We start from the raw sequence: 22,443 nt of genomic DNA on the forward strand, positions 1-22,443 counted from the left end.
CTTACTCTGTGACGGCTGACAGATCCGTATCACATCCTGCGAAATCTGCGGTACCGTTTCTCTGTCAGTTCCCTACCGTCAAGCTTTGAATACTTCTCTATAAATTCTGTGATCCCCTGGTCTATATCAGCGCAGACTGAATCCATATTTGTATCGCTGAAATCCTCCGGCTCCGGAATGACCCGCTCAATGACCCCCAGGCCTTTCAGATCCTCTGCTGTCAGCTTCATCACTTCCGCTGCCTCGCTTGCCCGCTTGCTGTCCTTCCAGAGGATACTGGCGAAGCCCTCCGGAGACAGGACCGAATAGACGGCATTCTCCAGCATCCACACTTCATCTGCCACTGCCATGGCCAGCGCGCCGCCGCTGCCGCCTTCGCCTATCACCACGGAAAGTACCGGAACTTTTAAAGTCGACATTTCAAACAGGTTCCGGGCGATGGCTTCCCCCTGCCCCCGCTCTTCTGCCTCTAGTCCGCAGAACGCCCCGGGCGTATCCACAAAGCAGATGACAGGGCGTCCGAATTTTTCCGCCTGCTTCATCAGCCGAAGAGCCTTCCTGTAACCGTCCGGTGAAGGCATGGAAAAATTCCGGTCCAAATTTTCCCTGGTCGTCTTTCCTTTCGCCTGGGCGATCACAGTGACCGGTCTGCCGTGGAAATATGCGATACCGCCCACAATGGCATGATCGTCTTTAAAATATCGGTCTCCATGGAATTCCATAAAATCTGTAAACAAAGCATGGATGTAGTCTGTCCCCACAGGACGGTCCTTCTTCCTGGACATCTGCACCCGTTCCCATGCGCTCACTGCAGATGTCCCACTGTCTCGGTCTCCCCCTTTCCGGTACTGTTCCTGCTTTGGCTGCTCTTTCTGAGCAGCTTTGATTTCAGAGATGTCTGCATGTTCCCCGTGCATACGGAGGATCTGCGCCAGCACGCTCTTCAGTTCCTGGCGTTCCACGATGCGGTCCACGAAACCATGCTCCAGCAGAAATTCTGAACGCTGGAATCCTTTCGGCAGCTTCTGTCCGATGGTCTGTTCGATCACCCGGGGCCCTGCAAATCCGATCAGCGCTTTAGGCTCTGCCAGGATGATATCCCCCAGCATGGCAAAGCTGGCTGTCACTCCACCTGTCGTCGGATCTGTCAGCACAGAGATATAGAGCTGTCCCGCATCGCTGTGACGCTTCAGCGCAGCCGACGTCTTGGCCATCTGCATCAGGGAAATGATCCCCTCCTGCATCCTTGCTCCGCCGGAACAGGTAAAGAGAATCACCGGAAGCTTCTCCGAGGTGGCCCGCTCCACTGCTCTGGCAATCTTCTCTCCCACGATCTGTCCCATACTGGCCATCAGGAATCTTCCATCGCAGACCCCGATCACAGCGGGGTTGCCGTCAATGGAGATCTTTCCTGTCACGACAGCCTCATTCAGATGCGTATGTTCTTTCAGGCGGTCGATCTTCTCCTGATACCCCTTAAATTCCAGAGGATTGACAAACTCCATCTCCCGATCCCACTCTTCAAAGGAACCTTCGTCCGCCAGCATTTCGATCCGTCTGTACGCATGAATACGGAAGTACCCGTTACACTTCGGACAGATATAGTAGCCATTTTTTACATCCTCCGCTATAATGGCCGCGCCGCATTTGTTGCACTTGCGCAGAAGTCCCGTCGGCACCGAAGGTCTCTCATTCCCCAGAGAGATATAATGGGTCCTTTTATTTGTCTTTTTAAACATATCTTTCAGCTTCATTCCGGTTACCTCCTGTCAAGAGGGGCCTGACCCCTTTTAAAAGGGGTCAGGCCCCTCTTGACGCCGTTTTCTGACAATTTTACAATTTTTCTATAAATTCTATGTCAATATCACCTTTTACAAAATCCGGATGGTCCAGTATATCATAGAGATAGTCCACGTTTGTATCGATCCCCTCTATGATCACTTCCCCCAGCGCGCTGCGCATCTTCCGGATTGCCTCGCTCCGGTTCTTGGCGTGTACGATCAGTTTTGCCAGCATGGAGTCGTAATAAGGCGGCACCGTGTATCCGCTGTAAATGGCGGAGTCGATACGCACACCTTTTCCTCCCGGGAGATACATGTCTGTAATGGTTCCGGGCGATGGCCGGAAGTTCTTTTCCGGATTCTCGGCATTGATCCGGCACTCAATAGCATGACCGGTGATATGCACATCGTCCTGGCTGTAGCTGAGGGGCCGCCCGTCCGCGATGCGGATCTGCTCTTTGATCAGGTCGATCCCTGTCACCCACTCTGTCACCGGATGTTCTACCTGGATCCTGGTATTCATTTCCATAAAGTAGAAATTCCCGTTCTTCTCCAGGAGAAACTCTATGGTGCCGGCGTTTGTATAATGGGCGGCTTTCGCTGCTTTTACCGCCGCTTCGCCCATCTTCTCACGAAGTTCGGGCGTAAGAGCAATGGACGGGGATTCCTCGATCATCTTCTGATGATTTCTCTGGATGGAGCAGTCCCGCTCTCCCAGATGGATCACATTCCCATACCCGTCGGCCAGGATCTGAAACTCAATATGTCTGGGATGCTGGACGAAATGCTCGATATACATGGTAGGATCGCCGAACGCCATCTGGGCTTCTTTCTGAGCCGTCCGGAAACTGTTCTCAAACTCCTCCGGCGTCTGGGCCACGCGCATTCCTTTTCCTCCGCCTCCAAGGGCCGCCTTCACAATGACCGGATAGCCGATCTCTGCTGCCACTTCCGCACCGGCCTTTGCGTCATACACCGGCTCCCTGCTGCCCGGAATGACCGGGACTCCCGCATTGATCATCGTATTCCTTGCCTCGGATTTATTCCCCAGGCTCTGGATCACTTCGGACTTAGGCCCGATAAAAGTAATATTACACTGCTCACACAGCTCCGCGAACCTGCTGTTCTCCGAGAGAAAACCGAATCCCGGATGGATGGCGTCCGCCCCGGAAGTCAGCGTGGCGCTGATTATGTTCTGCATGTTCAGATAACTTTCCGTGGATGCCGCCGGTCCGATGCAGACTGCCTCGTCCGCGAGCTGGGTATGGAGCGCTTCCCGATCCGCTTCCGAATATACGGCAACGGTCTCGATTCCCATCTCCCGGCACGCCCGGATGATCCGGACCGCGATCTCCCCTCTGTTTGCGATCAAAACTTTTTCAATCATTTCTGGATTACTCTCCTACCATAAATGTCAGTTCTGCGGTAACGACTACCTTTCCGTCCACATAGGCTGTCGCCTGGCCGACTCCCACCGGCCCTTTGCTCTTGATGATCTTCGTCTCCAGCTTCAGGGTATCCCCGGGGAGCACCATCCCTTTAAAACGGCATTTCTGCACCCCGCCGAAGAACGCGATCTTTCCCTGATTCTCCGGCATGCTCAGAATCGCCACCGCGCCTGTCTGTGCCAGCGCCTCAAGGATCAGCACTCCCGGCATCACCGCCTTCTGGGGAAAATGTCCTTTAAAGAAATCTTCCCGGTAGGTCACGGCCTTGTATCCCACCGCATACTGTCCCGGCTCATAATCCTCGATCCTGTCGATCAGAAGAAACGGATGTCTGTGAGGAATGATTTCCTGGATCTGCTCAACATTTAAACTTTTCATGATCACTTACACCTTCCTGTTCTTTGATTCCCGTATATGCGGACTAGCTTATCACAAAGAGAGGCTGGCCGTATTCCACCGGCTGGCCGTTTTCTACAAGTATTTCTGTCACAGTCCCGGCGAAATCGCTCTCGATCTCATTCATCAGCTTCATCGCCTCAACAATGGCAAGCACCTGACCTTTTTCCACGCCATCTCCCACTTTTACGAAAGCTTCTGCGTCTTCCGCCGGTGCCGCGTAAAAGGTACCTACAAGAGGAGATTTTACAATATTTCCTTCCGGAACTTTCTCCTCGCTTTCCAGGTCCCCTGTATTTCCTGCTCCTTCCGCCACCTGAGTCGTCTGAGCAGAAACGGTCATCTCCGGAGATACCACTGCTGCCGGCATGGCCGGGGAAGCTGTGACAGGTGCCGCCGGAGCCTGCACCTGTACGATCCTGTCACTGGCTTTCTTCAGAGAAAGCTTTACGCCGCTCTCCTCGTATTTAAATTCTGTAAGATCTGAATCTGAGACGGCTTTCACTAATTCCAATACCTGTTCTATCTTCATCCCGCGCACTCCTTACCCTTCATATTTCTTTAACAACAGCGTGGCGTTATGCCCTCCGAACCCAAGGGAATTCGTCAGTACATAATTCACATCCTTCTCCACCGGAGCTCCCACTGCGTAATTCAGGTCACATTCCGGATCCACATTTTCGGTGCCCACTGTCTGATGGATGAATCCGTCGCAAATGCTCTTCACACAGACAATGAACTCTACGCCCCCTGCTGCTCCCAGCAGATGCCCGATCATGGATTTTGTAGAGTTTACGACGACAGTTCCTGCCGCGTCCCCCAGCGCATATTTGATGGCTTTTGTCTCAAACAGGTCATTGTGGTGGGTGCTGGTCCCATGGGCATTGATATAGTCGATCTGATCCGGTTCCACGCCGGCTTCCTTCATGGCAAGCTTCATCGCCATCCCGGCGCCCTCTCCATCTTCTGCCGGGGAAGTGATATGATAAGCATCGCCGGTAGCCCCATATCCTGCAAGCTCCGCATAGATCTGCGCGCCTCTTGCCTTTGCATGTTCCAGTTCTTCCAGAACGACGATCCCGGAACCCTCTCCCAGGACAAATCCATCTCTGTCCTTGTCAAAGGGGCGGGAGGCATGCATGGGATCGTTGGTAGTAGACAATGCGGTCAGAGCCGTAAATCCGGCGATCCCTGTAGGACATACCGAAGCCTCTGTTCCACCTGCCACCATCACATCCGCATCTCCATACTGGATGGCACGCAGCGCATCTCCGATACAGTGAGTGCCGGACGCGCAGGCTGTCACCACATTGGTGCATTTTCCTTTCAGTCCCAGCTGGATGGAAATATTTCCCGCTGCCATGTTGGAGATCATCAGCGGCACCATCAGAGGATTTACCTTGTTGGGCCCCTTTGTCAGGATCTTCTCGTAGTTTGTCTCCACACACTGCAGACTTCCGATACCAGAACCGACAATTACGCCCACTCTGTACGGATCTTCTTTCTCCATATCGATCCCCGCGTCCTCGAAGGCCTCCTTCGCCGCGGCCACCGCATACTGGGAAAAAAGCTCCATTCTCTTCGCGGCCTTAAAATCCATGCGCTCTTTCGCGACAAAATCTTTCACTTCCGCCGCGATCTTCACCTTGTATTCAGACGCATCGAACTTCGTGATCGGTCCGATGCCGACTTTTCCTTCCTTAATGTCGGCCCAGAACTCCTCCACCGTATTTCCGATGGGGGTCACAGCCCCAAGTCCCGTCACCACTACTCTTCTTTTCATGTTCCTGCCCTTTCTGACAGAAGCACTCTGCCTCTGTCCTGCTCTGTTTCCATGTTGGTTTTCTTTTTGATTACATGGCCATTCCGCCATCCACATTGAGCACCTGTCCGGTGATATATCCGGCCTCTTCCGACGCCAGAAATGCCGCCGCACTGGCGATATCTTCCGTTTCTCCGAACCGCCCCAGCGGGATCTGCGCCACTGCGCCTTCTCTTACTTTATCTGAAAGTACTTCCGTCATCTCTGTATTGATGAATCCCGGAGCGATGGCATTGACCGTGATCCCCCGGCTTGCCAGCTCCCGCGCGGCCGACTTTGTCAGCCCGATGACCCCCGCCTTGGAGGCGGAATAATTTGCCTGCCCCGCGTTTCCAAGAACACCGGACACAGATGACAGATTGATGATGCGTCCGCCCTTCTGACGGATCATCTGTCTTGCCACAAAACGGATACAGTTGAACGTTCCTTTCAGGTTTGTATCCAGCACCGCGTCAAAATCTTCCTCTGACATTTTCATTAGGAGACCGTCTCTCGTAATGCCTGCGTTATTTACCAGGATATCCACTCTTCCGAAAGAATCGATGATCTCTTTGAACATCGCCTCGCACGCCCTGTAGTCTGACACATCACACTGCATGATCTCTGCCTTTCCACCGGCTGCCTCGATCTCCTTTTTCACTTCTTCGGCCCGCTCTCTGGATCCGTTATAATTGATGACGACCCCGGCGCCCAGGCCTGCCAGCTTTATGGCAATGGCTCTTCCGATCCCCCTGGAAGCTCCGGTCACTACCGCGACTTTTCCATTTAACATAACTCATTTACCACCTTATCTACATCTTCCCATGTGCCGATATTGTATACTTTTACATCCCGGCTGATCTTGCGCATGAAACCTGCCAATGTACGTCCCGGCCCGATCTCCACAAATGTATCCACGCCGTCCGCGGTCATATTTTCCACACTCTGCTGCCATCTGACAGAAGACGCCACCTGCTTTTCCAGCAGAGCCTTTGTCCGGGAAATATCGGTTACATATTCCGCTGTCACATTGGTCACATAAGGGATCTGCAGCGGCGTCAGCTCTATATCTTCCAGGACACGCCCCAGCTCTCTGCCGGCCTCTGCCAGCATGGGGGAATGGAAGGGCCCGCTTACATTCAATGGCATGACCCGTTTTGCCCCGGCGTCCTTTAACGCGGCGGAAGCCTTCTCAACACTGTCCGTCCATCCCGTGATCACGATCTGGCCGGGACAGTTGTAGTTGGCCACAGTCACGCCGTCCATCCCGCCGATCACGCTCTCGATCGCTTCTCCTGTCATACCAAGTACTGCCGCCATGGATCCTCTGCCTCCGGGCACTGCGTTCTGCATCAGGATGCCCCGCTGTCTTACCGTCGTGATGGCGTCCTCTGCAGACATTCCTCCCGCGGATGCAATGGCACAGTATTCTCCCAGGCTCAGTCCGGCGGTCACATCCGGCTGAAGCCCCCGTTCTCTTACCACGTGCTCCATCGCCATACAGACAGTTACAAGCGCCGCCTGCGTATACTCTGTCTGATCCAGTCTGTCATTCTCTTCAAAGCACAGTTCCTTCATATCTATTCCCAGCCGCTTAGATGCCTCATCGATCACCCTCGCCGCTGTTTCACTCTGTTCATAAAAATCCTTCCCCATCCCGGCTTTCTGCGCTCCCTGTCCCGGGAACATAAATGCGGTCTTACTCATAGAACCCTTTTCCTCCGATCAGATCATCCGTCTCTTTCACCAGTTTCTGGATCAGATCATGGCATGACATTTTCTCTTTCACCATTCCGGCGATCTGTCCCGCCATCACGCTTCCGGTCTTCACATCTCCGTCCACAACAGCCTTCCTCAGGCCGCCCAGTGTGAGAAGTTCAAGATCTTCAAAGGAAGCGCCTTCCTGCTCCTTCTTTAAGTACTCTTTTGTCATCTGGTTTCTCAGGGCACGCACCGGATGTCCCGTAGAACGCCCTGTCACTCTTGAGTCGATATCTCTTGCCTTGATGATCATGTCCTTATAATTTTCATGAACCTGAGATTCATTCGTAACAACAAAATGAGTTCCCATCTGCACGCCCTGGGCGCCAAGCATAAATGCCGCCGCAATCCCTCTTCCGTCGGCAATTCCGCCTGCGGCGATAACCGGAACGCTTACCGCGTCCACAACCTGAGGCACAAGTACCATAGTCGTATTCTCACCAATGTGTCCGCCGGCTTCTGTTCCCTCCGCGACCAGCGCGTCCGCCCCGCATCTTTCCATGCGCTTTGCCAGCGCGACAGAAGCGATGACCGGGATCACCTTTACTCCGGCTTCTTTCCACATCTTCATATATTTTTCGGGAGAGCCTGCTCCTGTGGTAACAACCTTCACACCCTCCTCGACGATCACTTTTGCCACATCATCCGCATAGGGACTCATTAACATGATATTTACCCCAAAGGGTTTGTCAGTCAGCTTCTTTGCTTCCCTGATCTGGTCACGCACCCAGTCAGCCGGCGCGCTTGCAGCACCGATCAGCCCCAGACCGCCGGCTTCGGATACGGCGGCTGCGAGATGATACTCAGCAACCCATGCCATTCCTCCCTGAATGATCGGATATTCAATTCCCAACAGTTCGGTCACTTTTGTTTTCATACTCTACAACCTTTCTTCAAATCTTTTGTTTCCGTGATTATTTATGTGCTTCCAGATATTTCACGACATCGCCGATGGTGCTGATCTGCTCCAGATCTTCGGAGGGGATCTCCACCTCGAACTCTTCCTCAAATGCCATTACCATCTCAAACAGATCCAGAGAATCTGCCCCCAGATCATCCTTGAACGATGTCTCGGCTGTAAGCCCTTCTGCATCGACATTCAGTGATTCTGCAACGATTTCTTTGATCTTCTCCAACATGATTTTCTTTTCCTTTCTTCCTTTTAAATAAATCTTTTTATGTAATCCGGCGGTGCCGGGAATTACCTGAGGCGGTTCCTGACCGCTACCACTCAAACAGGCATGCCGCCCATGTAAGTCCTGCCCCGAATCCGCAGAGCATCACTTTCTGCCCGGTCCGGAACATCTCCTTTTGGTTCATCTCGTCCAGAAGGATGGGCACTGTAGCGGCAGAGGTGTTAGCGTACTCTTCCAGGTTCATAGGGAACTTTTCGATATCCGTCTTCAGCCTCTTTGCCACTGCCTCAATGATCCTCCGGTTGGCCTGGTGCAGGACGAAATAGTCGATATCTTCCAGCTCCAGGTCTGTTTGTCCAAGTACCTCTTCTATGATCTCCGGCACCTTGCGCACCGCGAACTTAAAGACTGCCTGCCCGTCCATCTGAATGTAGGAAGCCTTGTCTTCCCGGGCGGCGTCCCAGCCTTTTCTGTGTCTGCTCAGCCCGGTCAGAGCCGCTCCTTTTTCCCCCTCGGAATGAGCCGCCATATACACCGGAGCGCCCTCTTCGGCACGGAGCACCACCGCGCCGGCGCCATCGCCGAACAGGATGCAGGTTCCCCGGTCTGTCCAGTCTACCAGATTGCTCATACTGTCTGCCCCGATCACCAGGACGGTCCGACAGATTCCTGCGCCTATGTATGCCTGAGCCGTGTTGAACGCCAGGACAAAACCCGTACATGCGGCATTCAGATCATATCCCGCCGCATGTACCGCCCCGATGGTCTTCTGGACTTCGCATGCCGCGCAGGGGAAAACGGTTTCGGAGGAAGATGTGGCCACCAGGATCAGGTCGATCTCTTCCGGATCGATCCCGCTCTGCTCCACTGCCCGAAGCGCCGCCTGTCCCGCCATATAAGAAGTTGTCTCTTCTCCGATGATATGCCGTCTCCCGATGCCGGTCCTTTCCCGTATCCACGCATCGCTGGTGTCCACGATCTTTGCCAGACTGTCATTATCCATAACATGAGGCGGCACATAAGAGCCGGTTCCACATATCTTTCCTACCATCACTGTTCTCCAAATCTCCAAATTTACTTTGGTCATTAAATATTTTGACTTTCAAAGTATATCACAACAAAGAGATTTGTCAATATGTTTTCTGTAATAACTTTGTAACATTTATCGACAGGATTTTTCTAACGGATTCCGGCGAAGGCCAGTCCGGCTTTTGCCGCGCCCGCCAATACCATGACCGCCACCGGATTCATCCGGAATTTCTTCAGAAGGATCACGCAGATCACAAAGATACCCGCCAGCGTCCAGTTCGTCCCGTTTAAGGACACTGCGTCCACCGTACCCCAGAACGCGGTCACCAGAATGGAGATCCCCGCTGAGGCGATCATTGCCACGACTGCCGGGCGGAGAGACTCCAGCACCCCCTGAAGCATGTTCATGCTGCGGTATTTCAGATACAGTCTGGCGATCACAATGACGATCACGCAGGAGGGCAGGATACAGCCCAGTGTGGCGACCAGCGCTCCCGTAAGTCCGGCAATCTTGATCCCCACAAAGGTTGCCGAGTTGATCGCGATGGGCCCCGGCGTCATCTGGGAGATTGTGATCAGATCCGTAAATTCACCCATGCTCAGCCAATGATGGGAAATGACAACCTGCTCCTGGATCAGCGGCATGGCCGCGTACCCTCCTCCGAAGCTGAACAGTCCGATCCTGAGAAAACTTAAGAACAGCTGCAGATAGATCAATTTGTCTTCCCCCTCTCACGGTAAAGTGTCCGGGCCACCCCGATCACGATGCAGACAAGGATGATACAGACCACATTCACGCCCAGGCAGGCCGCCGCGAAAGCCCCGGCCATGATCCCGATGGAGGCCGGACTCCTGCCATGGACGATGCCGGCCCCCATCTCATATACCACTACCGCGATCACGGCGCCTACGCCGGCCTGCATCCCTTCCAGCACCTGAGACACGATAAAATTGTCGCGGAACGCGGTATAAAAGGCAGAGATCACCGAAATGATCACAAAGGGCGGGATCACCGTCCCGATGATTGCGGTGAGCGCTCCTGCAAGACCGGCCAGCTTATACCCTACTACGATCGCCCCGTTCACGGCCACTGCTCCGGGAGCAGACTGGGCGATGGCTGTCAGATCCAGCATCTCATCCTCTTCAATCCAGTGATATTCATCTACAAACTTCCGTTTCATCAGTGTCACGATCACATAGCCCCCGCCAAAGGTAAAAGCACTGAGATACAATGTGGACAGGAACACCTTCCACAGAATTTTTCTTTTGTCTGTCATTTCCGTTATTCTCTCCAACTCCCCCGGTTCCGGTATACCCGCCGGGCTTATTTGCCTCTTCTGAAAGGAATATATTATAAGAACTTTGATAAATGTATGTGATGTCTGTGTTATTTTTCTGTAAGCCGTCCTGCTGCCTGTTGCTATACAAAGGGAAAACGCATCTGCTCATAATCTGCCTTTGCCTTCAAAAGGCCCGGCGTCTTGTGCAGGAGCGTCTCTGCTGCCCTGTCGTCCAGGAGCCAGTCGTCGATCTCCTGCTTTTCCAGGACCAGCGGCATCCGGTCATGGACCGGAAGGACGGACGGATTTGCCGCTGTCGTCAGCACCACAAAGCAGTCCCGATCCTTTCCTTCCTCAAAGCATCCCGCCAGAAACAGCGTCCCTCCTGTCTTTCGTTCAAACCGGAACTTCTCCTTCTCCCGGTTCCACTCATAAAAGCCCCGCGCCGGGATCACACACCGCCGGCTCCTGATACACTCCCGAAACGTCTTCCGCTCCAGTGCACTCTCCGCCCGGGCATTGATCAAAAGTCCTCTGTCGTTATACCCGGGAAAGCCCCAGCGCATCTGTTCCGCGGACAGACCCTCTCCCCGGGAGCGCAGGATAAGCGCGTTCTGGGAGGGAAACACATCCCTCCGCCGCGCCGGCCATATGCTTTTATCCAGGCTGCGCACCAGTCTTTCAATCTCTCCCGCCATTTCCTCATCTACATAATATCGTCCGCACAAGTGTCCCGCCTCCTTGTCTTTCTATCCGCCCCAGCTTAATTTCCAGCAGCCGGTCTCTGTATAGTAGTATAACCGGAACAGATATTCTCTATTTTCATATACGGTCCGGCAGCAGTACTCCCAGACAGGGATCCCACAGTACCGCCTGCTTTCTTTCCACAGTACACGGATCTGGTCTATACTGTGGATGCCGCCCTCTTTGTCCCGGTATTTCAGCTTCTTCGGCATGATATCCCCCGTACTGGTAAACCACACGCCGCACGCCACCTCTTCCTGCGGCCGGTTCAGTTCTCCCTCGTCCGGCCTCCGGGCGTTGATCCCGATTCCCATGTTCATCCTGTTCCATCTCTCCTATTCTACACTGGTTTTGCTGTAATCAACAGTCCTTTTTTCACGGCTGATCCCTCCTGACATGTGGTCCACATGGCAGTTTTCCAGAAAGACCGCCCGTTTTACCGCGTCAATGCCGTACCGGCCCCGGATCTTATCCACCGCGACATCCATCCGTTCCAGTTTTTCGTGATCCGTCGGGTCGAACATATGGATCTGGCGCATATCCCCTTTATCCCGCAGCTTTCCTGTGTGTATGCCAAGCTGGCGGATGGGACGTCCGTCCCACAGCCGGTCAAAGATCTGGCAGGCCCGGGCATGAAGCTCGGTTGTGATATTGGTGGCATCTGTCAGAGTCATCTGCTGCCCTGCCTGGCTCAGATCAAAATACCGGATCCCCACAGCGATCCTCTCTGCGCGCACTCCGGCCGCCCGCAGCCTGGTCCCCACAGTCTCTGCCAGAGCCAGCAGCACCAGTTTGGCTCCGGAAGGATCTGTCACATCAAAGGCGATGGTTGTGCTGTCCCCATATCCTTTGTTCGCCGGAGGTTCCTCCCGGACAACAGACACATCCATCCCATTGGCAAAAGCCTGGATCACTTCCCCGTGTTTCTTCAGATGCAGTTTCACAAGTCCGGGATCTGCGCAGGCCAGCTCTTTGATCCTGTCTATCCCCAGTTTCTTCAGTTTTTCGGTGGTTGCCCTCCCCACGAAAAACAGGTCGCTGACCGGAAGAGGCCACATCTTTTCCCTGATCTCATGTTTCCACAGTGTATGCACCATATCCGGTTTCCGGAAATCCGACGCCATCTTCGCCAGCACTTTATTTTCTGAAATTCCTACATTGACCGTAAACCCCAGCTCCAGGCGGATCTGATCCCGGATCCGGCAGGCTGCCGTCACCGGATCGCCCCACAGTTTCTCTGTCCCTGTCATATCCATGAAAGCCTCGTCAATGGAATACTGCTCCACACACGGCGAATACCGGCGGAGGATCTCCATAAACGCCTGGGAACACCGTTCATACAGGCTGTAATTGGGCGGGACAAGGATCAGTCCCGGACATTTCCTTCGTGCCTCCGGTATGGTCTCTCCTGGCCGGATCTGATACCTCCTGGACGGAATGGACTTGGCCAGGATGATCCCGTGCCGCATTGCCGCGTCTCCCGCCACGGCGGCGGTCTCTTTCCGCAGATCTCTGCTCCCGCCCAGGTGTCTGAGACGGTAGACAGCCTCCCAGGAGAGGAACGCCGAATTTACATCAATATGAAAAATCACCTTTCTCAACTCTTATGTCCGCCTCCTTTCGCATTTATTATAGGGAACATATGTTCTTTTCGCAAGGTGATTCTTTTTCCCAGTTATGGATATATTTTTCTGCCAGACATATTTTTCTGCCTGTTGACAATGCATGTTCTTTCTCTTATAATCTATACATACCAAATGAATGTATATGAGAGGAAGGAACTGTATGGCTCGGAATAAATACCCGGAAGTGACAGTGGAACGAATACTGGATACGGCACAGAAACTCTTTCTGGAAAAAGGCTATGAGCACACCACGATCCAGGATATCGTCAATGAGCTGGGCGGCCTGACCAAAGGCGCGGTATACCACCATTTCAAGTCCAAAGAAGAGATCATGGACGCGGTCGGCGACCGGATGTTTTTCTCAAACAATCCTTTTGAGACTGTCCGGAGCCGCTCTGATTTAAACGGCCTCGAAAAGCTGAGGGAAGCGATCCGGCTCAATCAGTCGGATCAGGACCGGACCTGTATGACCATACAGTCTATCCCTATCACGAAAAATCCCCGTCTCCTTGTGGAGATGATCAACTCCAACCGGCGGATCCTGACTCCCTATTTTCTGGAACTGATCCAGGAAGGGAACCGGGACGGCTCCATCCATACCAATTACGCGAAAGAGATCGCCGAGCTGCTTCCGCTGCTTACAAGCCTGTGGCTGCTGCCCTCTGTATTCCCGGCTTCCAGGGACGAGATGAAACGCAAGTTCTACTTTCTCGGAGAAATGCTGGAGAAGATGGGTGTACCTCTGTTTGACCGGGATATCCGCAGACTGGTGGATGAATTTTTCGACCAGATCCCGGACACAGACACCTCTTCCGGAACAGACTGAGGCCAGGCTGAAGACAGCCTTCGAAACGGACGTCGGATAGAATGCCTTTACAGCGTCAGACCCCGCGGCAGCAGCGCGGGGCTTTCTTTTAAATATATACATTCATTCGGTTGGTATGTAAAATAGAAAAAAATAATAAAACTTATGGAGGTACAAGAACTCATGAGGACACCACTCTTCTCACGCAATTTCCTGTTTCTGATCCTGGGACAGGTCAGTTCCCTGATCGGAAACTACACGCTGAAATTCGCTCTGTCCATGTATATCCTGGAACAGACCGGCTCCGCTTCCATCTTCGCCGGAATCACCGCGCTTTCCCTTCTTCCCATGATCCTGATGTCCCCCTTCGGCGGCATTCTGGCGGACCGGGCGGACCGAAGAAAGATCATGGTCTCCCTGGACACGCTTTCCGGGATTACCGTGCTCATCGGCTGTATCGCCCTCCGCTGGAACGATCTGGCCGTGATCTCCGCTCTCCTGATCATCCTCTCTGTACTGGGCGCCTTCGAATCCCCTGCCGTACAGGCCTGCATCCCCCAGATGCTGTCCGGGGACAATATCTTGAGAGGAAATGCCATTGTCAGCCAGGTCCAGGCCGGGGCCTCTCTGATCGCACCCTTTTCCGGAAGTATTTTTTACACCGCTTTCGGCATACGCCCGGTTCTCTGGGGCACCGTCCTCTGTTTCTTTGTGACTGCGCTCCTGGAATGTTTCATCCGGCTGGAGCGCCGGAAAACACAGAGCAGCCAGAGCATCCGGGCCATTGTAAAAAAAGATCTCTCTGCCAGCATGCATTTCCTCTTCCGGGAAGAGCCGTCCGTATCCAGACTCCTGCTTCTGGCTGCTCTGGTAAGTATGTTCCTGACCGGAATTCTTGTCGTAGGCTTCCCCTATCTGGTAAGGACCATCCTCGGACTCTCGGCAGAACATTACGGGTTCGCCGAAAGCGCCATGGGAGTGGCGGGGATCGCAGGCGAAGCTGTCATCACCTTTCTGGCGCAGAGGATCCGTTCCCGGCATCTTGCCCTTTTCATCATGACCGCCGGGATCTGCCTTATCCCTGCCGGCATTGCTTTCCTGCTTCCTCTGGAAGCGTCCGGAATTTACTCTGTACTGCTGGTCATGTTCTGCGGATGTCAGCTGATCTGCTCCATGTTCTCTGTCTATTCCATTTCCCTCATACAGCAGCGCACACCCAAGCACCTGACCGGGAAAGTGATGTCCTGTGTCTATACCCTATCCCTGTGTGCCCAGCCTCTGGGACAGCTTCTGTATGGAGCGCTTTTTGATCTGTGTTCCGGAAGCGTGTACTGGATCCTGATCCCAAGCGGCGCCCTGATCTGTATAACCGGTCTTGCAGCGTCCGGTTTCCTGCGGGATCTGTCACTGCCAGAGGGCCGGTAGTTCTGGCAGTCGACAGAACTGCCGTGTCGAAAGGGCGGAAAACCGCAGCCCGAAACATCAGTGAAAACTCGTCGGCATTCCACTCCTGACCATCAGAACAATGGCAACAATACCGACAACAAAAATTGCTGACCATATCCACAGCTTCCGGGATTTCAGATCAAATTTCTCCTTGCTGAGCTTTTCAAGGATCATGCCCATTACAACAGAAAACAAAAAGATACAGCCCCAGATAAAGGCGCCGTAATGACCATGCCCGTATGCCGCGCCTGCCGGATTATCTCCGCATAATTCACCGACAGGCAGTCCGATCGCAAATCCGGCCAGTGTTGTAAATGAAAAATACTTTTTGCCGAACAATGCGGGAATTGCAGATACCGCCATAGCAATCCAAAATATATTCTCCTGGAGCAGCCAGCCATACAAATAACTTAATTGTCCCGGACTGTTTCCAAATAACCATACTACCAGGGCTGTCGTCTCCCCGGTTGTTCCAAAAATACGTCCGGCAAGATAGACGAAGACATATCCTATGACAACGGCTAACGCAAATAATATATTCTTTTTGCCTGATGACATATCGTTCACCTCCACCTGAATTGATTATATCAAAAGGGCATGAACAAATCTACTCACTCCGGCTGGGAGCCGGACTGATTTTCACAGATCAACAGGGCTCCATGATTCATCCCGAATCATGGAGCCCTGTATCTGAACTGCCTGTTGCAGCCGGTTTTCTTATTCTTTTACTGGATCTATCATTTCATCATGATCTCTGAAATTGCATCCAGGATCTTATCATGACATCCGCCGCATCCGGTAGAACAATGTGTGATCTTCTGCACATCTTCAAATGCAGAAAGAACATCACTGAATGAAGTCATCTGATGCAGCGCATTTTCGACATCCGCATACGACACCTGTTTGCAGTTGCAGATCATTCCATCTTTCATGATTCTCGCTCCTTCCATATCCGCTGTTTCATGACGTATGTCATATACCTATGATAACCTATAGATACGAAAAAAGCAATTCTTCTTTATTTAAATCCTTTTGCCAATGGGATCAAACACAAGAGCAGCACGATACCCACGATCCCGATCACAATGCCCAGGATCATATTGCTCCATACCATAGTCAGGCACATCCCCACACCCAGCGTCAGGGCTCCTATGATCCCCAGCAGAACTGTCCCGATCGTCTTTCCTGACAGCCGGACCGGACTTTTATTTTCCATTTTTCTCCATACAAGAACCATGATCAGCAGAACTACAGCTCCGATTACTCCCATTACGACTCCCGGGCGGAAAGCATTCCATTCCGGTATCAAAGCCATACACATCCCCAGCGCAAACAGAATCCCTCCGATGGTTCCCAGCACCATTGCCACAAAATTTCTCTTTTTCATAATCCTTTTTCCTCCTTCTTCTCTTCCTTCTTCAGTTCTCTTTCCCTCTGTTCTGCAGCCAGCCTTTTCTTTGCCTCTGCTACCGTCTCCCCGTCTTTTGTCAGGAACTGATCTACAAAAGAATCTGAGATCTTTGTAAAGCCGTTCACAGCCCCATCCTCAATCTTTTTGTAGCCGCCGACCACACTGTCTTCAATCTTTTTGTAACCGCCGACAACCTTTTCGGCTATCTTTTCATTTGCCTTTACAAGCCTTGACTTTGCCATGTTTTCTCCTCCTGTGTATTTATTTTTGATGAGATAAGGATAGACCTGTAATATTGGCAAAATATTTCCGTTTTGTTTCTGAAATATTAATCCTTTCATTTTCTTTCCGGAATTTCAGAAAAGTAGCCTGCTGCCCTTTTTACATACATCATAGATCTCTTCATATTTTTCTTCGATGAGAGGAGTGATCCTCTCTGTCTGCTTATGCACGATCCATTTATAAAGGAAATACGGGATCGTCCATCCTGCCAGTCCCGGCACGGCCAGGATGATACACAGCACAATATGCGGCGGTTCTGCTGTTACCGCAAATGTAGATCCGGCCATAAAAGCAGTTCCGATAAAAGCTGTCACAAGAGCCCATATCGTCGCGGCAGAAGTCCTGCTCTTTTCCAGTGCTTCAATCTCGTGGAGACACGCCTCAAAATTTCTCTGCAGCCTGGTAAGTTCTGTCTTGTTGATGATCTTTCGATCCCTTTTCAAGTACAGGATCTGCTTTTTCTCTTCTTTCGGACGTCCCTCCTGGTAAGTTACAGGCATATTTTCGTCCGGAATCCAGCCGAAATTTTGATAGCAGTCCAGAAGCATTGATGCCTGGCTGCTTTTTGTAATGATCTCTTTATAATCATATCCTGTGAAATCTGTTGTCTTATTTTCAAGAGTGTTCAATTCTCCATCCCTCCCTCTTTCAGTCCGGACTCAGCCAGAGGAAGCGTCACCGTAAAGGTGCTTCCTTTTCCCTTTTCGCTGACTGCCGCGATTTCTCCGTCCATCAGCTCCAGTACTCTTTTAACAAGCGCCAGTCCCAGCCCGTTGCCTTCTTTTGAGTGGGAGGTATCTCCCTGATAAAATTTATCGAAAATATGACGGATGCTGTCTTCATCCATTCCACAGCCCGTATCTGCTACCAAAACGCGCACTTTCTCCTCGTCTGATGTCAGCGTGATCTTAAGTGTTCCTCCAGGCTCCGTAAATTTCACTGCGTTGGAGATCAGATTATTCCACACCAGCTCCAGCAAACTGGCATCTCCCCTGATCCAGGCCGTATCCTCGATCTCTGTCTCCAGTTCCAGTTCTTTTTGGGACCAGGCATCCTCAAACTGAAGGATACAGTCGCACAGCTGCCTGCTCACATCATAGACTGCTGTCTCCGGCTTGATCCTCTGGTTTTCCAGCTTATTCAATTTCAGGATATTGCTGATCAGATCCGCAAGGCGCCGGGAAGCATTCTCAATAGACTCTGCGTACTCTTTTCTCTGTTCCTCCGATACATGATCCAGCTGCAGCAGCTCCGCATAATTTTTAATAACAGAAATCGGGGTCTTCATCTCATGGGATACATTGGAAATAAAATCTGTTTTCAGAGTCTCGATGCTGCCAAGCTCCTCTACCATTTTATTGAAATCCAGGATCATCACATCCAGATAATCCAGCTTATCCATGGAATGGATCGTAGGCACATAGACCGAAAAATCTCCGTTCGCCACTTTTGTTGTGGCTTCAGCCATTTTATGCAGGGGCTCCTCGTATGTTTTTCTGATCTTCCCTCTCGTAAACAACGTAATTCCTATCGCCACGATTCCCCAGTAAAACATGGGGACTATAATCTGGGGCAGTTCGCTGAAATTTTTCTCATTTAAGAGTACGATCAGCCCTGTATGGACTCCGGACATCAAAAAGAGAACCCCCAGATAGATGCCAAAAAGAGACAGCGGAAACAAACTTTCCTTTATTTTTCTCTGTTTTTCAACCCTTCCCTGTTTCATACCAGCACCGCCTTGTACCCAAGCCCTCTGACTGTCACGATCTTAAATCCGTCACACCCGGAAAGTTTATCCCTTAATTTCGTCACATAGACATCCACTGCCCTTAAGCTGGCGTCACTGCCCACACCCCAGAATTCATCCATCAGCTGTGCTCTGGAGAATGTTTTCTTGGGATACAACAGTAATTTATAGATAATATTGAACTCTCTGGTGGTAAGACTGATCTCCTCTCCGTCGACCTCCGCGCTCATAGCGTCCGCGTCCAGCACCAGATTTCCTGCCGTGATCTTCCGTTCCGTCTCAATATTGGCTCTTCTGAGCAGAGCTCTCACCCTGAGGAGCAGTTCTTCCAGATCCACCGGCTTTACCATATAATCATCGATCCCCAGCCGAAAACCTTTCTGCTTGGCCGGAAGATCATCTCTTGCCGACATGAACAAGATGGGGATCGTCTTGTTGACGCCCCTCACTGTCCGCGCAAACTCAAAGCCGTCTGTTCCCGGCATCATAATGTCTGAGATGATCAGCTCATAGAGCTGATTATACATTTCCTCATAGGCGTCATCAGCTGAAAGGCATCCTTTTGCCTGAAATCCGCTGTCGTTCAGATAAGTACATACGATCTGATTCAGTTTTTCATCGTCTTCTACCACAAGAATATGGATCATCACAAAACCCTCCTTTAATTTTTCTGCGACTTGTTTTTCATTTTCCGGGATACACAGACTCCGTAAATCCCCAGTCCAAGGACCATAAGACATACAACACTGCCTGTGATCCCATTCATCATCCGCTCAAACTCCCTCTGTCCGTATGAAAAAGAGGCAAACATGGCGGTCTGCAGTGTCAGCATGGAAACACAGGCGTCTATATAGCCGATCCTTCTGATTATTACAAGAAGCGGTGATCTCTGTTTATTGGCCCGGAACATATGGATCACTGACAGGACCGTTCTGTAAAACGTATAAAAAGCTATCGCATAAATCGTCACTCCCGGATAGCTTTTTCCTCCAAGTGATGCTTCCAGCAGGATCACCATCCCTGCCAATACGATCGACATAATAATAAAAAGCCAACTGCTCGCACGGTATGGTGTGCTACCCGTCAAGTAGACAATGAAAAAAATATAAAATTTTTGTGTTGCCCGGCTTGTGCCGGGCAATCTTTTTATGCGGCTAATAACCGTTCATGAAATTCAAACGGTGTTAATACATCAAGGCCCCTTTGCGGGCGGTCATTTATGTAATAGTCTATATATGCCGTTATCGCTTGTACAAGTTCCTCTCTGGTATGATACTTCTTCCCATAATACATTTCGCGTTTTAGTATCCCCCAGAATCCTTCCATAGGTCCATTATCCGTACAGTGTGCTACTCGGGACATGCTCTGTGTCATTCCCGCGTCTATTAGCTTTTGGTGAAACGCGCGGGAGGTATATTGGAAGCCCCGGTCACTATGAAAGATTGGATGAGCTCCCGGATTGTTCTTTACTGCCTGATCGAAAGTATCAAATACCAATTGATTGTTATTGTGATCACTTAACACATATGCAACTGGACGATGATCACATAAGTCCAGAATCACACTCAGGTATAGCTTATGGATATGATCAAATGAAGTGCCATACTTAAACTCTGTTACATCAGTTACCCATTTCTTGTTCAGACCATCTGCATGAAAGTCTCTGTTTAAAACATTTTCTGCTATAAAAGCCGGATTTTTTGATGGCCGAGTACAGCCGTCATAACGATATCTCAAGTTTGATCTTATCTGCTGTTTTCTGCATATGCGCAGGATTCTTTTGTCATTTACTTTGATGCCGTTATCGTGACGGAGCTTGTCATTTAATCTCCGATATCCCATGTCAGGATGTTCTTGATGGATTGCTTCCAACCGGTCAGAAATCTGTTTGTTCAGCCGGTCATTTGCTGTTTCTATACGGTTCAGCCATTTGTAGTAAGCCGCTCTTGTAATGCCGCCAAGTTTACATAAGGATCGGATCGAGTAATGGTGTTCTTCATGTTCCTCTTTGATCACCTGATAAATGTGTTTGTTTCTTTGCCGGCTCAGCCCCGCCTCCTTTCGATTTCTGCAAGTTTTTTTAGGAAGTCCGCCTCCATTTGCGCGTGTTCTTTTTCTGCCCGCAAAATCCGGTTTTCTGCCCGCAGCTTTTCGAGTTCTGACATTTCCGCTTCTGGTTTTCGTTTTCCACGTCTGTCACGAAGAGCCTCCACTCCCTGCTTCTCGTATTTTATAGTATAATTACGTGCCTGTTGGTAAGAAATCTTAAACTGTTCTGATGTCTTGGCATAATTATGATCATGGGCAATGCAGTATTGCACGATTTCGACCCGTTCATCGAAAGTGGTTTTTCTTCCTTTGGTCATGATAGCATTTCCTCCTGTTCCGGAAGCTTTCAGCTTCTCATGTCCATTATACCCCAAAACCCACTTCCTGATTGTATCTTCGGAAGTGATATTGTCAAGATTAGTTGACACATTTATTTCAAGGATATCACTGACTATGCTACCAGTTCCAAATCCTCATAATACTGTCTGCGTTTTATCAGGGGAGGAAGCCCGCCATTGGCAGAGCAGATCCTCCGGTTATTCCAGTAGCTGAGGAAGTATCTCCAAATGAGCGCCTTTAATTCCTCTACCGTCATCTGCCTTGTGTCATAGCGGTCATAAAGGAGCTCTGTCTTCATTCTGGCCCACATACTCTCACAGCGTGCATTATCATGGCAGCGTCCTCCTGCACTGTTCATGCTTTGGTGGATGTGGTGCTCCCGGATGGTCTGGCGGTAGGACTCACTGGTATACTGTGTCCCACGGTCACTGTGGATGATCGCTCCTTCCAATGCGGGATATGCAGTCCGAGCATTTTCCAGTGTTTGGATACACAGATCTGCTTTCATGTTTGTTCCCATTGACAGACCGAGGACACTAAGATCAAAGCAGTCGAATATCGCAGATACATACAGTTTCCCATTGCGCGCCGGGATCTCCGTGATATCTGTAATACATTTTTCTAATGGGGCATCTGAATGGAAATCCCGCTTCAACAGATCATCCGATTTCATGGCTTCCCGGTCTGCCTTTGTAAGCCCATTCGGCTTTCTCTTTGGCCGATGGCTCAGGCCAATCTGATCCATAACCCGGTATACGGTCCGTTCACTGGGTATATGTACGCCCTCCGGCTGCTTCAGCAACAGCGCCTGATACATCCGGATCCGTCCATAAGTATCGTTACATTCATCCTCGCTGATGATTTCTTTCATGGCATCCGCCAGATCCTGGTACTTCCATGGACGGTCTTTGTTCGCGAGATACTTATAGAAGCCCTGCCGGCTGATACCAAGCATCCGGCAATAAAATGAAATTTTCCCGGTAATCCTGCCGTCCTCTGTTTTCAAAGCCAGAAATATCATTCTCTGGTTTTTACTGACTTCCGACGGCTGGCGGCGAAAAAAGCGCTGGCTTCCTCTAGAAATTCGTTTTCTTCCTTCAGGCGACGGATTTCTTTATCCTGTTCCTTAACCCGCTTACGCAGCATGGTAATCTCTTCTGACAGGCTCATTGCGCTGGCAGGGGTATGGGAACCTTCCCCGATATCTAACTTACCGGCTCTTACGGCTTTCAGCCATGTGTGGATGGTTCCTTCAGGGATTCCTAATTCTTTAGCAGCCTTAGCGCCGCCGATTTCTTTGGAAAGTTTTACTGCCTGTACTTTGTATTCATGGTCATATTTACGTGCCACTTTGAATACCTCC

General features: G+C 51.0%; 29 protein-coding genes. 2 read left to right on the forward strand and 27 right to left on the reverse strand.

The window, feature by feature from the left end; translation table 11 throughout:
- Positions 1-29 precede the first annotated feature (29 nt).
- The 15 genes from BQ7367_RS01390 to BQ7367_RS01460 form a co-directional block, all read right to left on the reverse strand.
- The gene (locus BQ7367_RS01390; protein ID WP_442855328.1) at positions 30-1,739 is read right to left on the reverse strand and encodes an acetyl-CoA carboxylase carboxyltransferase subunit alpha; all 1,710 of its coding nucleotides are present in this window, start codon (positions 1,737-1,739) and stop codon (positions 30-32) included.
- 94 nt (positions 1,740-1,833) lie between these two features.
- Positions 1,834-3,168 carry an acetyl-CoA carboxylase biotin carboxylase subunit gene (locus BQ7367_RS01395; RefSeq protein WP_072523829.1) on the reverse strand — a complete coding sequence of 445 codons (1,335 nt, stop codon included), beginning with the start codon at positions 3,166-3,168 and terminating at the stop codon, positions 1,834-1,836.
- A gap of 7 nt (positions 3,169-3,175) precedes the next feature.
- Entirely contained in the window at positions 3,176-3,607 is a 432-nt protein-coding gene (gene fabZ / locus BQ7367_RS01400) for a 3-hydroxyacyl-ACP dehydratase FabZ (protein ID WP_072523830.1), read from the reverse strand.
- A gap of 43 nt (positions 3,608-3,650) precedes the next feature.
- Positions 3,651-4,157: an acetyl-CoA carboxylase biotin carboxyl carrier protein gene (gene accB, locus BQ7367_RS01405; protein WP_072523831.1), complete on the reverse strand. Its 507-nt coding sequence runs from the start codon at positions 4,155-4,157 to the stop codon at positions 3,651-3,653.
- A 12-nt stretch (positions 4,158-4,169) separates the two neighbouring features.
- The gene (fabF, locus tag BQ7367_RS01410) at positions 4,170-5,408 is read right to left on the reverse strand and encodes a beta-ketoacyl-ACP synthase II (protein ID WP_072523913.1); all 1,239 of its coding nucleotides are present in this window, start codon (positions 5,406-5,408) and stop codon (positions 4,170-4,172) included.
- 70 nt (positions 5,409-5,478) lie between these two features.
- On the reverse strand, positions 5,479-6,219 hold the full coding sequence (gene fabG / locus BQ7367_RS01415; protein ID WP_072523832.1) for a 3-oxoacyl-[acyl-carrier-protein] reductase: 741 nt from the start codon (positions 6,217-6,219) through the stop codon (positions 5,479-5,481).
- Positions 6,213-7,133: an ACP S-malonyltransferase gene (fabD, locus tag BQ7367_RS01420; protein ID WP_072523833.1), complete on the reverse strand. Its 921-nt coding sequence runs from the start codon at positions 7,131-7,133 to the stop codon at positions 6,213-6,215. The genes fabG and fabD overlap by 7 nt, the downstream gene beginning before the upstream one ends.
- Positions 7,126-8,064, reverse strand: coding sequence for an enoyl-[acyl-carrier-protein] reductase FabK (fabK, locus tag BQ7367_RS01425; protein ID WP_072523834.1), 939 nt, complete (start codon positions 8,062-8,064; stop codon positions 7,126-7,128). The genes fabD and fabK overlap by 8 nt, the downstream gene beginning before the upstream one ends.
- Before the next feature lie 37 nt (positions 8,065-8,101).
- Positions 8,102-8,326 (reverse strand): acyl carrier protein, encoded by a 225-nt coding sequence (locus tag BQ7367_RS01430; RefSeq protein ID WP_072523914.1) that lies wholly within the window; start codon positions 8,324-8,326, stop codon positions 8,102-8,104.
- A gap of 85 nt (positions 8,327-8,411) precedes the next feature.
- A complete protein-coding gene (locus tag BQ7367_RS01435; RefSeq protein WP_072523835.1) occupies positions 8,412-9,374 on the reverse strand; it encodes a beta-ketoacyl-ACP synthase III in 963 nt (320 codons plus the stop codon).
- Between the two features lie 128 nt (positions 9,375-9,502).
- Positions 9,503-10,069: a chromate transporter gene (locus tag BQ7367_RS01440; RefSeq protein ID WP_072523836.1), complete on the reverse strand. Its 567-nt coding sequence runs from the start codon at positions 10,067-10,069 to the stop codon at positions 9,503-9,505.
- Positions 10,066-10,629, reverse strand: coding sequence for a chromate transporter (locus tag BQ7367_RS01445; RefSeq protein ID WP_072523837.1), 564 nt, complete (start codon positions 10,627-10,629; stop codon positions 10,066-10,068). The genes BQ7367_RS01440 and BQ7367_RS01445 overlap by 4 nt, the downstream gene beginning before the upstream one ends.
- 143 nt (positions 10,630-10,772) lie before the next feature.
- Complete coding sequence (locus tag BQ7367_RS01450) at positions 10,773-11,360, reverse strand: SOS response-associated peptidase (RefSeq protein WP_072523838.1); 588 nt, start codon at positions 11,358-11,360, stop codon at positions 10,773-10,775.
- A gap of 21 nt (positions 11,361-11,381) precedes the next feature.
- Positions 11,382-11,696 carry a hypothetical protein gene (locus BQ7367_RS01455; protein WP_072523839.1) on the reverse strand — a complete coding sequence of 105 codons (315 nt, stop codon included), beginning with the start codon at positions 11,694-11,696 and terminating at the stop codon, positions 11,382-11,384.
- Positions 11,697-11,711: 15 nt separating this feature from the next.
- Positions 11,712-12,968, reverse strand: coding sequence for a DNA polymerase Y family protein (locus tag BQ7367_RS01460; RefSeq protein ID WP_442855329.1), 1,257 nt, complete (start codon positions 12,966-12,968; stop codon positions 11,712-11,714).
- Positions 12,969-13,161: 193 nt separating this feature from the next.
- Between BQ7367_RS01460 and BQ7367_RS01470 the strand changes: the two genes are divergently transcribed.
- Positions 13,162-13,827 carry a TetR/AcrR family transcriptional regulator gene (locus BQ7367_RS01470; protein ID WP_072523842.1) on the forward strand — a complete coding sequence of 222 codons (666 nt, stop codon included), beginning with the start codon at positions 13,162-13,164 and terminating at the stop codon, positions 13,825-13,827.
- 162 nt (positions 13,828-13,989) lie between these two features.
- Positions 13,990-15,231, forward strand: coding sequence for an MFS transporter (locus tag BQ7367_RS01475; protein WP_072523843.1), 1,242 nt, complete (start codon positions 13,990-13,992; stop codon positions 15,229-15,231).
- 57 nt (positions 15,232-15,288) lie between these two features.
- Here the strand turns inward: BQ7367_RS01475 and BQ7367_RS01480 are convergent, their stop codons facing one another.
- From BQ7367_RS01480 to BQ7367_RS01535, 12 genes are all read right to left on the reverse strand, one after another.
- Positions 15,289-15,810, reverse strand: a complete 522-nt coding sequence (locus tag BQ7367_RS01480) for a hypothetical protein (RefSeq protein WP_072523844.1) — start codon at positions 15,808-15,810, stop codon at positions 15,289-15,291.
- 179 nt (positions 15,811-15,989) lie between these two features.
- On the reverse strand, positions 15,990-16,184 hold the full coding sequence (locus tag BQ7367_RS01485) for a (2Fe-2S)-binding protein (RefSeq protein ID WP_072523845.1): 195 nt from the start codon (positions 16,182-16,184) through the stop codon (positions 15,990-15,992).
- A gap of 86 nt (positions 16,185-16,270) precedes the next feature.
- Positions 16,271-16,639: a hypothetical protein gene (locus BQ7367_RS01490; protein WP_072523846.1), complete on the reverse strand. Its 369-nt coding sequence runs from the start codon at positions 16,637-16,639 to the stop codon at positions 16,271-16,273.
- Positions 16,636-16,905, reverse strand: a complete 270-nt coding sequence (locus tag BQ7367_RS01495) for a hypothetical protein (protein ID WP_072523915.1) — start codon at positions 16,903-16,905, stop codon at positions 16,636-16,638. The genes BQ7367_RS01490 and BQ7367_RS01495 overlap by 4 nt, the downstream gene beginning before the upstream one ends.
- A 114-nt stretch (positions 16,906-17,019) precedes the next feature.
- Entirely contained in the window at positions 17,020-17,574 is a 555-nt protein-coding gene (locus BQ7367_RS01500; protein WP_072523847.1) for a hypothetical protein, read from the reverse strand.
- Entirely contained in the window at positions 17,571-18,671 is a 1,101-nt protein-coding gene (locus BQ7367_RS01505; RefSeq protein WP_072523848.1) for a HAMP domain-containing sensor histidine kinase, read from the reverse strand. The genes BQ7367_RS01500 and BQ7367_RS01505 overlap by 4 nt, the downstream gene beginning before the upstream one ends.
- Positions 18,668-19,339 (reverse strand): response regulator transcription factor, encoded by a 672-nt coding sequence (locus BQ7367_RS01510; protein ID WP_072523849.1) that lies wholly within the window; start codon positions 19,337-19,339, stop codon positions 18,668-18,670. The genes BQ7367_RS01505 and BQ7367_RS01510 overlap by 4 nt, the downstream gene beginning before the upstream one ends.
- 14 nt (positions 19,340-19,353) lie before the next feature.
- Positions 19,354-19,731 (reverse strand): hypothetical protein, encoded by a 378-nt coding sequence (locus BQ7367_RS01515; RefSeq protein WP_072523850.1) that lies wholly within the window; start codon positions 19,729-19,731, stop codon positions 19,354-19,356.
- Between the two features lie 107 nt (positions 19,732-19,838).
- Positions 19,839-20,708 (reverse strand): IS3 family transposase, encoded by an 870-nt coding sequence (locus BQ7367_RS01520; protein WP_235837510.1) that lies wholly within the window; start codon positions 20,706-20,708, stop codon positions 19,839-19,841.
- 29 nt (positions 20,709-20,737) lie between these two features.
- Positions 20,738-21,115, reverse strand: coding sequence for a helix-turn-helix domain-containing protein (locus BQ7367_RS01525; RefSeq protein WP_143142933.1), 378 nt, complete (start codon positions 21,113-21,115; stop codon positions 20,738-20,740).
- Positions 21,116-21,192: 77 nt separating this feature from the next.
- On the reverse strand, positions 21,193-22,101 hold the full coding sequence (locus tag BQ7367_RS01530; protein ID WP_072523851.1) for an IS3 family transposase: 909 nt from the start codon (positions 22,099-22,101) through the stop codon (positions 21,193-21,195).
- Positions 22,098-22,430, reverse strand: coding sequence for a transposase (locus BQ7367_RS01535; RefSeq protein WP_072523852.1), 333 nt, complete (start codon positions 22,428-22,430; stop codon positions 22,098-22,100). The genes BQ7367_RS01530 and BQ7367_RS01535 overlap by 4 nt, the downstream gene beginning before the upstream one ends.
- Between the last annotated feature and the right edge of the window lie 13 nt (positions 22,431-22,443).

The sequence above is a fragment of the Clostridium sp. Marseille-P3244 genome, from assembly GCF_900120155.1.
Classification (GTDB): domain Bacteria; phylum Bacillota; class Clostridia; order Lachnospirales; family Lachnospiraceae; genus Mediterraneibacter.